General features: G+C 45.5%; 12 protein-coding genes. 4 read left to right on the top strand and 8 right to left on the bottom strand.

The features are described 5' to 3' along the window. Positions 1-51: 51 nt before the first annotated feature. Complete coding sequence (locus ACXAG2_RS10115) at positions 52-534, top strand: helix-turn-helix domain-containing protein (protein ID WP_474866563.1); 483 nt, start codon at positions 52-54, stop codon at positions 532-534. Positions 535-546: 12 nt separating this feature from the next. Here ACXAG2_RS10115 and ACXAG2_RS10110 read toward each other — a convergent pair whose 3' ends face one another. From ACXAG2_RS10110 to ACXAG2_RS10100, 3 genes are read right to left on the bottom strand one after another with little or no spacing between them, the layout of a single operon-like run. Then, positions 547-1,701: an MFS transporter gene (locus tag ACXAG2_RS10110; protein WP_474866561.1), complete on the bottom strand. Its 1,155-nt coding sequence runs from the start codon at positions 1,699-1,701 to the stop codon at positions 547-549. A 16-nt stretch (positions 1,702-1,717) separates the two neighbouring features. Then, positions 1,718-2,713 carry a methyltransferase gene (locus tag ACXAG2_RS10105; RefSeq protein ID WP_474866558.1) on the bottom strand — a complete coding sequence of 332 codons (996 nt, stop codon included), beginning with the start codon at positions 2,711-2,713 and terminating at the stop codon, positions 1,718-1,720. 6 nt (positions 2,714-2,719) lie between these two features. Then, entirely contained in the window at positions 2,720-4,804 is a 2,085-nt protein-coding gene (locus ACXAG2_RS10100; protein WP_474866556.1) for a TonB-dependent receptor, read from the bottom strand. Between the two features lie 321 nt (positions 4,805-5,125). Here ACXAG2_RS10100 and ACXAG2_RS10095 point away from each other — a divergent pair, with 321 nt between their 5' ends. Next, a complete protein-coding gene (locus ACXAG2_RS10095) occupies positions 5,126-6,397 on the top strand; it encodes a ribonucleotide-diphosphate reductase subunit beta (protein WP_474866554.1) in 1,272 nt (423 codons plus the stop codon). A gap of 13 nt (positions 6,398-6,410) precedes the next feature. Further along, positions 6,411-8,081 (top strand): ribonucleoside-diphosphate reductase subunit alpha, encoded by a 1,671-nt coding sequence (locus ACXAG2_RS10090; RefSeq protein WP_474866550.1) that lies wholly within the window; start codon positions 6,411-6,413, stop codon positions 8,079-8,081. Positions 8,082-8,129: 48 nt separating this feature from the next. Here ACXAG2_RS10090 and ACXAG2_RS10085 read toward each other — a convergent pair whose 3' ends face one another. From ACXAG2_RS10085 to gnd, 5 genes are all read right to left on the bottom strand, one after another. Next, positions 8,130-8,801 carry a lipoyl protein ligase domain-containing protein gene (locus tag ACXAG2_RS10085; protein ID WP_474866547.1) on the bottom strand — a complete coding sequence of 224 codons (672 nt, stop codon included), beginning with the start codon at positions 8,799-8,801 and terminating at the stop codon, positions 8,130-8,132. Positions 8,802-8,867: 66 nt separating this feature from the next. Further along, on the bottom strand, positions 8,868-10,547 hold the full coding sequence (locus ACXAG2_RS10080; protein ID WP_474866544.1) for a PepSY-associated TM helix domain-containing protein: 1,680 nt from the start codon (positions 10,545-10,547) through the stop codon (positions 8,868-8,870). A gap of 243 nt (positions 10,548-10,790) precedes the next feature. Then, positions 10,791-11,132: a hypothetical protein gene (locus ACXAG2_RS10075; protein ID WP_474866542.1), complete on the bottom strand. Its 342-nt coding sequence runs from the start codon at positions 11,130-11,132 to the stop codon at positions 10,791-10,793. Between the two features lie 15 nt (positions 11,133-11,147). Beyond that, positions 11,148-11,540 carry a hypothetical protein gene (locus ACXAG2_RS10070; protein ID WP_474866539.1) on the bottom strand — a complete coding sequence of 131 codons (393 nt, stop codon included), beginning with the start codon at positions 11,538-11,540 and terminating at the stop codon, positions 11,148-11,150. Positions 11,541-11,925: 385 nt separating this feature from the next. Further along, the gene (gene gnd / locus ACXAG2_RS10065; RefSeq protein WP_474866537.1) at positions 11,926-13,377 is read right to left on the bottom strand and encodes a decarboxylating NADP(+)-dependent phosphogluconate dehydrogenase; all 1,452 of its coding nucleotides are present in this window, start codon (positions 13,375-13,377) and stop codon (positions 11,926-11,928) included. 414 nt (positions 13,378-13,791) lie between these two features. Here gnd and ACXAG2_RS10060 point away from each other — a divergent pair, with 414 nt between their 5' ends. Further along, positions 13,792-14,604, top strand: coding sequence for a hypothetical protein (locus ACXAG2_RS10060; protein WP_474866535.1), 813 nt, complete (start codon positions 13,792-13,794; stop codon positions 14,602-14,604). The last annotated feature ends 7 nt before the right edge of the window (positions 14,605-14,611 follow it).

Below are 14,611 nucleotides of genomic sequence, written 5' to 3'. Positions count from 1 at the left end.
GATGCCTTTAATCATACTGACGCCCTAAGTTGTCAGCTAGAAGGCGATTACATGATTCGTTTGGGGATCCAGCAAAAACCGGATATCTGGACAGATAACGTTATTGCGAACCAGTTGTCATCAGTGAGTGACAGACTGCTTGCTGAGGCCAGAGCGCTGGAGCTCATTGCACAATGGCTAAACCCTATAAACAACGCCCGTCAGTTAACCAGCAAATCGTTGAAACCTGTGGTTGATTTGCTATTGCATAATCTGGTAAATCCGCCCGGACTTAATCAATTAGCCAAACTTGCAGGAATGAGCCACACAAGATTAACAAGAGAATTTAAAAAGCACTACGGAATGACTGTTTTCGACTGGCTGCGGTTGCAACGGTTGTCGTTGGCTAAAAGCTATCTGGACGACTCTACGCTGTCAGTCACGGATATTGCTCAAAGTTGCGGATTCAGCAGCGGCAGTCATTTTTCTCAACTCTTTAAAATGCAGTTTGGAATGACGCCCCGGGCCTATCGTAGCAAACAGGCCCCCGGGTAGCTGAAGTTGTAATTATTTGCGTTTTCTCACAAGCGCCAAAAGGGCGCCGGTAGCAATGAATAAAAGAGAAAACGCTAAGTAGGGAGCGGGTGATGCGAGCTTGTATAGCAAGGTACCTACCAGTGGACCTGCACTCATGCCCAACCCCTGACTCAAGCCATTGAGCCCCGCTACCCGGCCCTGCAGAGTTCCGTGATTACCTGATGTCATAAGTACTAAATTTGACGGCAGCAAGGCACCTAATCCAACCCCGATACCTGTCGTGGCGCAAAGTAACATGGCAGGAGCAAAAGCGAAGCTACAAAACGCCAGTGCTAAAATGGAAATAACCAGCCCACAGGAAAATGTTCTGTCAGGGCGGACTGACATTTTAGCCAGAAGCAGTTGGGTAACGATCATCGCCAGCATGCTACTCATCATCATTGCACCGGTGAAGCGCGTGGCCGCATCCGGGGAGAACTTGTACTGGTCCTGTAACATCCAGTTAGAGACAGGTTGTAAAGCGCTGTATGCCGCAATCGCTATAGCGGTGACGCACAAATAAGGTAGTAATGCTTGCCAGTTATCAGCATGCTGCAACGCATCACTTGTTGCGGGCCGTGTTTCAGGTAGCTGAATCGCTACCAGTAATGAGGATACAAGCATCAGTGAACCAAGAATTAAAAATCCTGCCAGGGTGGAGTCGCTGCCTGTCAGCATCGCAGTCGCGCCGCCAACCACGGTTCCTGTACCGAATGACGCACCCATTATGCTCATGCCCCTGATACGACTTTGGGGCTCTGTAACATCGCAGATTGTCGCCTGGATCCCCGGTTTTAATCCGGCGCTGAGAGCAGCATGTAATATTCTGATTGAAAAAAATACAATGATAATTGTCGTGGTTGTTAGCATGGTTGCAATGCTAAGCAAAGAGGCGATTGCTATCATGCCGATGGCAGAAGATATTAAGCCTGTGGTGATCACCTGTTTGCGGCCAAAATGATCGCAAGCTCTTCCCCAAACAGGGGCTGTAAACATCAGTAATAAGGCGGGTATAGAAAGCAACAGGCCTATATTTAAATCAGCAATGTTCAGCAGGCGGCCGGTTGCCGCGATACTGATAGCGAAGTAGGCATGGCCTGCGCCATTCAATACCAATGCGAGATACAGCAGACTCATTTTTTTCATTATTTTCCATTCCTGATCAGCAATAGCCAATATCAAGATCGAGGGGACCAAAAGGTGAAGTTATGGTGCGGCTGTGTACCCGGGAAAACCCGGCGCTTAACATTGCCTTTGCCAGAGTGCCTTGTTGAAGAGAGACATTGTTACCGGAAATGGCGGGTATCAGCCGCCCAACTACATGGTAGGCAGGTTGTGTGCGCTGGTGGGTAAGACCTTCATGAGCGCACACAAAAATACCGCCCTTGTTGAGGCCATTGCGGATCTGCGTCATCAGGCCTGGCAAATCATCTGAGTAGTACAATGACATGCTGGCGAAGGTAATATCGAACCCTGCAGGTAATGTAGCTTTATTGTAATCTCCGGCATGCAGCTTCAGCCCCGGGTTCCCGGCGATCTCCGGCATCCGTTTCAGTTGGTCTATGACCCCGGGTAAATCAAATATGTGATACTCAAGTGCCGGGCGCATTGCGTGTAGCAGGCCCGCCAGACAAGCTGAACCCGCACCTATATCCAGAATTGTATTGGCGTGTTGCCATTCAGGAAGAGATGCGATGAGTTCAGCGTAGTAACTTCCGCTGGTACTTTTGTGGAACGCATGGAGATTTTGTGTTGCCCGCTCCCAAAACGTTTCATCTTTAAATGTACCGGCAACTGGTTTTACCGTTTGTGATTCAAGAAGTTTAATAACTGCTTCACCACTCTTAATTCTGATATTCCCCATATGCACCAGTGTGGGAAGCAGAGTGTTCGGGCTATTACAATTTAACAGCTCTGCCATGGCTGGTGCCAGGTGATAGTTTTGCTCATGTTTGCACAGTAGTGTTAAAGCTGTCAGTGAATCCAGTAATCCTGCTGTTGGGTCGGTACTCCAGTGCTTTTTTCGGGCAATTTCTGCAGCCGAAACAGGATGATGCAGTTCATCAAAAAGTGCTGAATGGAGAGCTGCACTGAATGCAGCCCAACAAGCGCCGCCATGCAATAAATCGAATAACTTTTTCTGTGGATTGTTGTTCATTTTTGGCTACCAGTTTGCTGAGAAATTAATACCGTAATACCGTGCTCTTGTGTCCTCTGCCACGATACCGCTATTGGTAAGCACTGAACGGCTGAAAATAGTTTCGTCGGTTAAGTTGTCTGCTATCAGTGAGACGGAAAAAGCATTGAATTGATAGCCAATAGTGGCATCCAGAATGGTATAGGAAGGTTGCTCCAGAACATTGTTGGAGTCGAAGTAATACTTGCTGCTACCGGAAGCAATGACACTGCCAAACCATCCGCCGGCGTTGTCTTTTCCTGTGTAGTACAGACCTGTCGACCAGGTGTACTCAGGGGCCATGGGCAAACTGTTTCCCGACAGATCGTTTTCAACAAATCCTGAACCGTTAAATACATTTACCGTGTATTCACCGGCACTTGCATCCATCGTTCCCAGGCTAATAAAACCACGCAATGATTCATTAAATGTGTAGCCGGCATTAATTTCTATGCCTGAGGTTGTGGCTTTTGCCGCGTTGGAAATGGCAGTGACAAAGCCAGGCTGTAAATCGACAATTTGCTTGTCTTTGGTTTGTGTATTAAATAGTGCTGCTGCAAGCTCAAGGGAATTATCCAGTAAGTTGGCTTTGTAACCTAACTCAAAGCCCGTGCTGGTTTCTCTGGCAAAGGTAAATGACAACGCATTCTGTGCGAATGTGTGGTTATAACCTCCGGGCAGATAACCGCTGGCCAAAGAAAAGTACATTTGCTGTTGGTCATTAAATGCGTAGCGCAAACTTGCCCTAGGCAGAAACACACTACTGTCTGTATCTTGTTGATAGTCAGAGGTGCTAAGCCCCGAATAATGCTGGCTACCATCCTTGTTAATTTGCTCTTGCCGGGCACCCACACCAAGGGTCAGCTTATCGTTGATCTCCCAGTCCAGCTGACCAAATATGGCATAGCCGCTCTGATCAATCCGTGTAATTCTTTGCGCTCTTGCCAACAGAGCAGAGCCGCCAATGGTGAAATCTACGTCAGTATTTTCTTCAAAGTAGTAGAATCCGGCTAACCAACGGATTGCTGCTGCCTGATCACCGGATACCCTGAATTCCTGAGAGAACATTTCATCATCAAGGTTCATTAGTGTCTCCGGAACAGGGAAAGCTGCTAAGTCCAGATCAACCTGAAAGTCATTGAAGTAGCGTGTATAACCGGATATTGACGTAAAGGTGAGTTCTCCCCGTGCATGAGTGATTTTTAATGAATGGATATCTGAGTCTTTTTCATCAAAAGTGTCTGAGTTGTAGTTTATTGTGAACCTTGGAGTTGCCTGCTCTCCGGTCAGATAACGTAGTCCCGCTTTACCGGAATCTTTGTGAGACAAATGGCTTCTCCAGGCTATCAGCGTGTCAGGGGATAAACGGGCATCGAATGCGACATTGGCTGTCAGATTTTTTATATGGCCTTTCTCTTCGGAGTCGTCATAAAGGTTCAGTTGCGTACCGTCTGTTTTCTCGAAGCGTAAACCCGCAGAAGCGGCAACAACATCGGTTAAAAGCGGTGTACTGGCCGTAACGGCTACAGCAGTGGCGGGTTTATAGCCATTGGCACCGTCTGTGACTCCGGTCGTAAAATCAAGGTTGCCGGTGGTTTGCCAATCCGGTGACAGGCTGGTTACTTTTACCACGCCGCCTTCAGCATGGCGGCCATATAAAGCCCCGAAAGGTCCTTTATAAATCTCTACAGGTTTAATATTAAACAATGCCGGTAACTGGCTACCACCAAGAGGAAGTGCAATGTCATCCAGGTAGTAGCCTACTGGTTGTTGCAGACTGGAGTCATAACCCAGTACGCCACGAATGGCTACCCGTGTCTGAACAGATGAATCTTCTATTTTGATGTTAGTGGTTGTCTGATCCAGGCGATCAAGGCTTGCTATTCTTGTATCCACATCGATCGTATCTACGCTCAGCGGTATCGCGGCTGGTGACTCTTCCCAAAGGCGGGAGGTTACAACGATGGTCTCGAACGTGTCGTTATCGGGTAATTCAGCCGCAACTGACACAACGCCCGGTGCGCTTATCGCTGCATTTGCTGCTAACAATAAATAGGTGCGGGGGGAGTGCATAATTTGTTTATCCTGTCTTTGTAATTACTATTGAATGACAGAAAAGATACAAAATCCCTGCGGGGCAAAATATCAAATGACGCAACGTTTTCATCAAATCAGGAACGGCTTGTTTACCTGATAAAGCGATCAATTCGGTACACATCAGTCCATTATATTTTTGGTTAATCGTCAGATTCCACTACATTTAAATCTAAATGATAATGATTTCCATTTAAATTGCATTTGTTTTCAAATGCTTATGTTTTATCTATATGTGGTGTGTTGATATGTCTGAAGTCACTACATATAGTGCTCATGGACTTGGCTCAAGGAAAAACAATGATTTCATATATACAAAAACGTGATGAACAAATAGAGAATTTTAACCCGTCCAAGATAACCCGTGCTATCGAGAGGGCGATGCTGGCCACGCAAAGTGGAACCAGAGAACAGGCGCAGATAATTTCAAAACAGGTGGTTGAGCAACTCGAACAAATCAAAGCAATTGACCGGCGCTATGTACCTTCTATTGAAGGTGTGCAAAATATTGTTGAAGAAGCACTGATGAAGAGTGAGTTCACACAAGCGGCAAAAGCCTACATTCTGTATCGTAACGAACACGCAAAAATGCGCAAACGCGATATTTTTAGCAAGCGCATTAACCTCAAGCCCTACGAATATCCTGAGCTCCTTGAATATTCAGATGCTATTCGCCACTCGTATTGGTTGCATACCGAATTTAACTACACCTCTGACATACAAGATTTCAAGGTCGGGATCTCTGACAGTGAACGCAATGCAGTAAAAAATACTATGTTGGCGATTTCACAAATTGAAGTGGCAGTTAAAACGTTTTGGGGCAATTTACACGGTAAATTACCTAAACCAGAAATTGGCTCGGTAGGCGCAACGTTTGCTGAAAGTGAAGTCAGACACCATGATGCTTATTCACACTTACTTGAAATACTGGGCCTGAACGAAGAGTTTGAACGTTTACAGGAAAACCCGGTGATTAACGAGCGTGTGCAGTATCTGGAATCGGCGGTGCGTCACGCGAAAAGTGATAACAACAAAGATTACGCCGAAGCTGTGCTGTTGTTCTCTTTGTTTATTGAGCACGTGTCGCTGTTTTCTCAGTTTCTGATCATTATGGCGTTCAATAAGTTTCGCGCTCAGTTCAAAGGCATTTCTAATGTTGTCGAGGCGACGTCCAAAGAAGAACAAATCCACGGCAATTTTGGTATCGAGATCATCAAGATTATCAAACGTGAAAATCCTGCCTGGTTCGACAGCCGCCATGGGGCCATGGTGCAAGAGCAGTGTCGACAGGCTTATCGCTCCGAAGAGAAAGTCGTTGATTGGATTTTCCAGCAGGGAGAACTGACGTTTCTACCCAAAGCCGTGGTGCTTAACTTCATTCAGGACCGTTTTAACCGCTCACTTAAAAGCATTGATATTCCACCGGTATTTTCGGTTGATGAGGCCCTGCTCAGGGAGTCTGAATGGTTTGATGATGAAATTATTGGCACTAAGCATGGTGATTTCTTTAACAAGCGCTCGATCAATTACAACAAACGCAGCAAGAGCGTAACCAGCGACGATTTATTTTAGGGAGCAGATGGCAATGAAATGGTTAACGGAAAATAGCAGAAAGTACTTACAAGCGGGTTACTTGACAGAGGATACCACGCCGGAAAAGCGCATTCGTGAAATCGCAGAAAACGCTGAAAAAATTAACGGGATTAGCGGGTTTGCAGATAAATTTTACCGTTATATGCAGCGTGGATATTTCTCACTGGCATCACCAGTATGGTCGAACTTCGGCAAAGATCGCGGCTTGCCCATTAGTTGTTTTGGCTCCTACCTTGGTGACGATATGGGCGAAATTCTTTATACCCAGTCGGAAGTAGGCATGATGTCTAAAATGGGGGGCGGCACGTCCGGGTATTTTGGTGCACTTCGCCCCCGGGGTGCGGCGATAAAAAATAATGGCGTATCGTCGGGAGCCGTGCATTTCATGCAGCTGTTCGACACTATTGTTGACGTGGTGAGTCAGGGCGCTACGCGCCGTGGTAATTTTTCGCCTTATTTGCCCATTAGTCACCCCGATATTGCCGAGTTTCTTGAAATTGGATTAGAAGGCAATCCGATCCAGAAACTTACCCATGGCGTTACGGTGGGCGATGCATGGTTACAGGCCATGATAGACGGAGACCAGGACAAACGTACAATTTGGGCTAAGTTAATACAAGTGAGAGGCGAAATCGGGTATCCGTACATCCTGTTTGAAAATAATGCGAATAACCAGACGGTGGACGTATACAAGCAACAGCATCGCCGTATTTACGCCAGTAACCTGTGTACTGAAATCATGCTTCCAAGCGCGGAAGATGAGTCTTTTGTCTGTTGTTTGTCATCGTTAAATTTATTGCACTATGACGAGTGGCAACACACGGATGCGGTAGAAACTTTGACGTATTTCCTCGACGCCGTGATGACGGAATTTATTACCAAACTGGAGCAGTACAAACATTCTTCCGCCCGGGACGATGCAAAAACCTTTATGTTTATGGAGCGTGCGTACAACTTTGCTCAGAGACATCGTGCAATAGGGTTAGGGGTATTGGGCTGGCATTCATTGTTGCAATCAAAAATGCTGAGCTTCGAAAGCCGTGAAGCCGCTAAATTGAACGTGGAAATCTTCAAGCTTATTCAGCAGCGGTCTTATGCTGCGTCGGAGCAATTAGCGCAGGAATTTGGTGAACCCGAAGTGTTGAGGGGCTATGGCCGCCGCAACACGACCACTATGGCCATTGCGCCAACCACATCGTCGGCCTTTATTCTTGGCCAGGTGTCTCAGGGCATCGAACCTATATGGTCTAACTGTTACGTTAAAGACATCCAGAAAATTAAGACCACAATTAAAAACCCTTTCTTGCTCAGTTTGCTTGAGGAAAAAGGTCAAAACAAAATAGAAATATGGCGCAGTATTCGCGACAGAGATGGTTCTGTACAGCACTTGCCGTTTCTTTCTGATACAGAAAAAGAGGTGTTTAAGACGTATCCCGAAATTAACCAAATGACCATTATTCATCAGGCCGCAGCCAGACAGACGTATATTGATCAGGGCCAGTCACTGAACATCATCATTCATCCCGATACGCCGGTAAAAGAAATCAACGCGTTGTACATAGATGCATGGAAGTTAGGGCTTAAATCATTGTATTACCAGCACAGTATGAATGCTGCTCAATTGCTTAACCAGAAGCAGCTTTGTACTGCCTGTGAGGCTTAGGTAAACGAATAAAAATGACTGGTAGTCATCTTTTGCGTATTCTCCGGATTACATAAATGCCTGTGTAATTCGGGGAAACAGCGACTCTGCAGTTTGCACTGTGGTGAGGTGGGTATTCAGGCTTGTATGTGCTGATTCTGAGATGTCAGCCGGCATACCGTTGAGTTTGTTGCATACATTAACAGGCTCAACAATTTGCTCAATTACATCATCAACAAGAATGCAGGCATGGGCCAGGACCACTTTCCGGCCGTCATTCCTGACCATGAGTCTTAGTGCTGTGCCGGCAACTTTCTGCCCCTTAATGTTTATGTTGTAATCACCGTCACAATAAGCGCCGTGTGTAGCATGACACTCTGTTTCTATGTTCAGTCCCTGCATAAAAAGTTGTAATGCAGCAGTAAGTTTCAGATAGGCCTTTTTAATTGAGAAATCGGTGTTTTCCGGCCACAGATACAGATGAGAAATGTTAATCATGCCTGCGGTTTGTGGTACAGGCGAACCGCCGGTTTTTCTGGAAACATATTGCCAGTCACGGGAAGTGAGCCATTTTGATAACTGCTCATTCATTATCCATTTCCGGCCTGCGGGAAACACAATAGTGGGCTGGGTACAGCGCCATAAAAACAAGCTTTGCTCAAGCTCATCCGCCATTATTTGCTCTGTCAGCAACGCTTCCCTCGCCAAAGCCTGGTGGCAACCGGTTGAGGGAAGGTACACGATTTTATTCCGGTGTGCTGGACCTGTTTTTCTACTCATTATCAGCCTTATGCAAAGGGTACGGGGCTATTTCAGTACATGCTCAGATCCTTGCGGGGCAGGGACATGCACTTCCTCTGAGTTTTTACGCCCCGGCCTCAGCAACTTAAATCCGATGAAACCGGTCAGTGATCCTATAAGAAATATGCTGAGTGCAACACCCGCCGGAGCCTGCTGGCCGTTATTGAAAAGAGACAGGGTGGTTTGCCCGAATAATATGATGTCTGCAATAAATGTCAGATAGAGCAAAAAGGATACAAAACAACAACTGATACCCATGAATTTGCGGATGCTGTTTTTGAAAAAACCGAGAATAACAAAAGCGAACAGTACGCCCCAGAAGGGCAGTGTAACAAAGTCTGGTCTGTCTGCTAACGTGGCCGGCAGCGTACGTTCTAAAAAGAAACATACGGCTGTTGCACCCATCACACCAAAGCAACCACCAAGTGTTAGCGCCCGTGCAAGTGCAAGTGTTTTAGGATACGCGGCTTTTTTCGCACGTTTGACGAACCACAAAACATTACCCGCGACAATGAGACCACAAAATGCCATACCCAGAAAAAAGTAAATAAAACGGGCATCAAGTGCAGCAAAATTTGCCAGGTGCATACTGAAGAGCAAGGTGATGCCAGGATAAAAAATCTCGCCACCCGGAGGATTATACTCACTGGAAAATTCCTCATCTCTGACCGAGTAGAACTTATTCACGTAGTTTGAAAATGTCCCGTTTTTTACGCCATTGACCCTTATCAGGCTGTTTGTATCGCCGTAATTCTGAATATTCAAACCAGTTATCGTAGCATCGTATTCTGTTTCAGTATCTGTAATAAGTTGCTGAAGATCAGGAAGGGGTTTTGGCGTAAACGCAGCTTGCTCTGAAGCATTGGCAATCCCTGCATCATTGAGCATGGTGTTAAAGTCGCCTTTGTATAGCAACATGGCCGTCGAAAGTTGAAAAATAATACCTAGATTGAACATAACACCGGTTAACGCATACATCAGTCCAAACGGCAGAGAAATGACGCCTACCACATTATGTAAGTCGTTCATTTTGTATCTTGTTGTCTTATCCCGGCGATACAGAAAAAAGTGCTTAATCAGGTTTTTAAGTTGTATGACAATGCCGGTAAATATGATCACTAGAAAAAAGAAGGTGATCACACCAATAATGTACCTACCCTGAGGGATGTGCAGGGTATAGTGCATGTGGTTGAGATAATTGGCTAACTCAAAAGGATTGCTGTCGTTAAGCACCTTTCCGGTAGAGGGATCGATAAGCAGTTGTGTAAACTCGCCACTGCGTTCAGGCTTTTCCAGCTTCTCATTAATTTCTTCTACGGTCAGGCCTTGCGCGGTTAATAAGCGTGCTTCATCGAAATAAGCATTACCTGCTTCTGACAGCTCAGGTGAATCATAAACCGGTAGCGATAAATTGATGTAGGGAGAATAGTCGCCCGGGAGGCGAAAAAACAACAGCCTGGATTCGTCAAAGTCCTGTGAATCAACCGCGTTTTGTATTGCGCTATTAATATTAACGGTTTGCTCAGCAACGGAGATAGGATACTGAGGTAATGATGCCCACCGCACGACTTCCGGAAGGAACAATGTAATTGAGCCTGCCCAGAAAACGATAAATAACGGAATAGAAATAAACAGTCCTACCCAACCGTGAGCTTCTGTCGCTTTACGAATAGTTTCTTTTTTCATAGTACGTCCAGAATAAGCAGCGCATTTATCGAGCCTGATGTCAGAAGTATCAATGTGCTCCGGATCAGACTTTTCTTAAAATTCTCAACACAGAAATAATAAGTAGCAATGCCTGCCCATAAAAGAAACCCGCCTACAAAACCGATAAGAAAATAGACCTCCCGGTGGATCGGAACAAGGTAAGCAATATTCACCATAATACTAACATTTAAGAACAGGCCCAGAAATAAACCCGCAAACGTTCTACCCCACATCGGCTCCTCCCAGGCTGGCTGCAATCAGCATAAATGCTGAGCCGGCGATTACTGTGGCAGACAATTTAGCCTTATTAAAATGGGGTAATATCAATGCAAGACCTATCCATGAGGTCATGCTGACACACAAAGTAATGATGCTGGCAGCGAGAGGATGATAGAGCTCGCTTAACATTACAGTACAAACAATGACTGACGGAATGAAAAGCCCCCAGGCCAGGCCTTTAGAAAAAGGCTTTGTGAGGAGCACTTGCTGATCTGCACTCAAATAGATAGGAAACGATCCCAACCAGCCTATCTGTACTGCAAGTATTTTGAGAAGAATTAACACAAGTGCTCCTGCAAACTACACATTGATTTTAGTGTGTTTAAAGGTGGTCACTAAAGCCATAATATTTGGCAATACACAGAATAGTATAATCCACGATACGCCCATTATGTCGCCTGCCATACCGTGCTCTACGATGTGCGCAAGATGGAAAAGGGTCAGGAGTGCAATCAGAGAAAGTGTTAACCAGCGAACTGCTGCAGACCATTTCACACTGAGCAATAAAAGGGGGGCAAGAGAAAAGAACAATATTCCCTGAATCATTGCAAAAGGAGGCAAGTGAATGTCTACAGGCCCGCCGTTCTCCGCAACCTGTGCGAGTGCGTGACCCGCTTCAGAAAGGTACAATCCGAAGATACCCAAAATTGGGATAAGTAAGTAAATTGGGACTTTTGTTTGATAACTCTGCATGAATTTCTTCCTTAAATAATTGTCCGAAAAAACCGTATTGTGGGCGTGTACTAATACAGAAAGGGATATTGATGCCCGGCCCGGATGGAAACAATCAGAGACATCAGTCTGATAAAGTCGACTACGACGTTTTACGTCACCTTCATCCGAGCAGCAATCTGGTTTTTATAATCCCTCTGGATTTACGTTAACACAAATGGGAATCATTACCATTATACTTTGTGGTTGCTTCGTTGAATAGACAGAAAGTAATGGTTTGGGGAAAAGGCGGACATTCTTTGTAATGCCGGTAACTGACAAAAAGTTACTTTCACAAGGCATCTGTATCAATACTTCAACGTTAAAGGTGAGCCACGAATCTGGCTCACCTTCTCAACCGGCAAAGTTATACGTTGTATGTCGAAGATGCGGTATCACCACCGCGACCTGTCCAATTTGTATGAAAAAATTCGCCACGTGGTTTATCAAGGCGCTCATACGTGTGTGCGCCAAAATAGTCTCGCTGGGCTTGCAATAAATTGGCTGGTAAACGGCCATTGCGATAACCGTCAAAATAATTAAGCGCAGCGCTGAATGTAGGGGTGGGAATACCGTTTTGTGCGGCAACGGCAATCACATTTCTCCAACCGCTTTGTGACGCCTGTAACTTTTCAATGAAGTAAGGTGCCACCATTAAATTCGATAACTCAGGATTTGCATCAAATGCATCTTTTATGTGCGATAAAAAGGTGGAGCGAATAATACAGCCTCCACGCCACATCAGCGCAATCCCGCCATAATTCAATTCCCATTTAAACGCTTTTGCTGCTTCACGCATGAGTACGTATCCCTGAGCGTAAGATACAATTTTTGAAGCCAGCAAAGCGTTCCGGATATCTTCGATGAACGCGCGCTTGTCTCCCTTAAAAACAGGTTCGGGACCTCTTAGCAAAGATGAAGCTGCAACGCGTTCTTCTTTTTGAGCCGATAAACAACGTGAAAATACGGCTTCGCCAATAAGCGTAAGTGGTACGCCGTGATCCAGAGCTGACACAGCCGTCCATTTCCCTGTTCCTTTTTGACCTGCGGTATCAAGGATTTTCTCGACCAGGGGCTCGCCATCTTCTTTATACGCAAAGATATCCCGCGTAATTTCGATTAAATAACTATTTAACTCGCCCTCATTCCACTCTGCAAACACACTGTGCATGTCATCAGCAGTCATACCTAGCAGATCTTTCATGATTTGATACGCTTCACATATCAACTGCATATCACCGTATTCGATACCGTTATGCACCATTTTTACAAAGTGGCCGGCTCCGTCTTCGCCTACCCAGTCACAACATGGGGAACCGTCGTCCACTTTAGCAGCAATCGCCTGAAAGATATCTTTAACCTCAGGCCAGGCCTCTTGTGCACCGCCTGGCATTATTGACGGGCCGGTTAATGCGCCTTCTTCCCCGCCCGAAACACCTGCTCCAATAAAGTGAATGCCTTTTTCTTTCAGCAACGCAGCACGACGATTAGAATCCGGGAAGTGCGTATTACCGCCGTCTATAATAATGTCGCCTTTTTCCAGATGCGGAACCAATTGTTCAATCATTTTATCTACCGCAGGGCCAGCTTTAACCATCAGCATGATTTTCCGGGGTGCTGTTAATGAATTGACTAATTCCTCAATACTGAATGCTCCGCGTATGGCCTGGCCTTTTGCGCGGCCTTCAATAAACCTGGATACTTTGTCGGTAGAACGATTATATGCCGTTACAGTGAACCCTTTACTGGCCATATTCAGAATGAGGTTTTCCCCCATGACAGCCAAACCCACTACAGCAATGTCTGATAGATCTTTCATATTAATAACAATGTCCCGTTAACGTATGTCTAGTTTACTGTTCAATTTTTTGAACAACGTGGAGCCTGCGTTACTTATTGTTGTATTAGTCGTTTATTTAAAATCTTGTTCCGGATAAACGCGCTTCATTTCCCTAATTCGTAGCTTCTATGATTAAATGAAAATGAGAACTAATTGCGTTTTCTCTGAGGTGCTACTGTATATTAACTGTTACAAACTTCAAGAAAATCTGGCATTTACGTAGAATGAAATAATCTGTAACTCGCTGAATATAAGCCTCCATTTCTACCTGCAGATGTCCTGAAACGTAAACTTGAGTTTTTCAACGCACTTTAGGAAGCTGCACAGCCATTGCTTTACTTGACAATTGATAATAAGTATCATTTTCAAAAAATGTACATATAAGGATTAATCATGACTTTCTCAGGATCAACCCGTTGTAAAATTGCCTTAGTGCTGGCACTTTCTACCGGCAGTTTTTCTTCTCAGGTATCAGCAAATGGTGCTATCGGTGATCACGTAAATAACCTTCACGCGCACCTGGGCGAATACTCAGAAGAAGTGCGGTGGCTGGAAGATAAATTTGGTGCCGTCGTTGATGCCTACGAAAAGCAGGGCAAAGGAAAAGTCGATACTGACGTTATGATTGAGTACTGGGAAGAAGTAGATTTCCATTCAGCCATTGAGACACAGTATGTGCCTGTTTACGCCACAATCTGGCAAGGCATTTACGGTGTAAAAACAGCCATCGATAGCGGTGCCGCTACGACAGCCGTCCGTGCTGAAGAGGCAAAACTGGTACATGCCCTCTGGCAGGGCCTGGGGGCGGTAAAACTGGCTTCTCAATATCAGAAAAAAGGACTTATTGCTCAGGTTCAAACCACCGAAACTGAACCGACAACGCCAACGGAAGTGATTGATGACATTAAAGTTCGCCTTGATCGCGTCGTCGCGAAGTATGCTGAACAGTTGTCTGAAGTGGCAACCACGCTGGTGTATGATACCTATCTGCAACGTTTCGAAGGTATTGAGGGGGCCTTAATTGAATTAGATGCGCCTCTGGTTGAAGATCTGGAGAAAGACTTTAACGTTTCTTTACCGCAGGCGATTGAGCAAGACAAAGGCGTAGATGCAGTACGCGAAGTTGTGAGTACCATGCAGGTTAAGTTAGATAAAGCCTATGCGTTACTGGCTGAAGCAGAGAAAAGTCGTAAGAGCGTGTTTTAAGGAATCA

This window comes from Alteromonas sp. ABH4_456, from assembly GCF_056160645.1.
This window is presented reverse-complemented; position numbering and strand designations above follow the sequence as displayed.

Coding starts and splice junctions, on each gene's coding strand:
- ACXAG2_RS10115 (WP_474866563.1), top strand. CDS start 52: ATGATTCGTTTGGGGATCCAGCAAAAACCGGATATCTGGACAGATAAC.
- ACXAG2_RS10110 (WP_474866561.1), bottom strand. CDS start 1,701: ATGAAAAAAATGAGTCTGCTGTATCTCGCATTGGTATTGAATGGCGCA.
- ACXAG2_RS10105 (WP_474866558.1), bottom strand. CDS start 2,713: ATGAACAACAATCCACAGAAAAAGTTATTCGATTTATTGCATGGCGGC.
- ACXAG2_RS10100 (WP_474866556.1), bottom strand. CDS start 4,804: ATGCACTCCCCCCGCACCTATTTATTGTTAGCAGCAAATGCAGCGATA.
- ACXAG2_RS10095 (WP_474866554.1), top strand. CDS start 5,126: ATGATTTCATATATACAAAAACGTGATGAACAAATAGAGAATTTTAAC.
- ACXAG2_RS10090 (WP_474866550.1), top strand. CDS start 6,411: ATGAAATGGTTAACGGAAAATAGCAGAAAGTACTTACAAGCGGGTTAC.
- ACXAG2_RS10080 (WP_474866544.1), bottom strand. CDS start 10,547: ATGAAAAAAGAAACTATTCGTAAAGCGACAGAAGCTCACGGTTGGGTA.
- ACXAG2_RS10070 (WP_474866539.1), bottom strand. CDS start 11,540: ATGCAGAGTTATCAAACAAAAGTCCCAATTTACTTACTTATCCCAATT.
- gnd (WP_474866537.1), bottom strand. CDS start 13,377: ATGAAAGATCTATCAGACATTGCTGTAGTGGGTTTGGCTGTCATGGGG.
- ACXAG2_RS10060 (WP_474866535.1), top strand. CDS start 13,792: ATGACTTTCTCAGGATCAACCCGTTGTAAAATTGCCTTAGTGCTGGCA.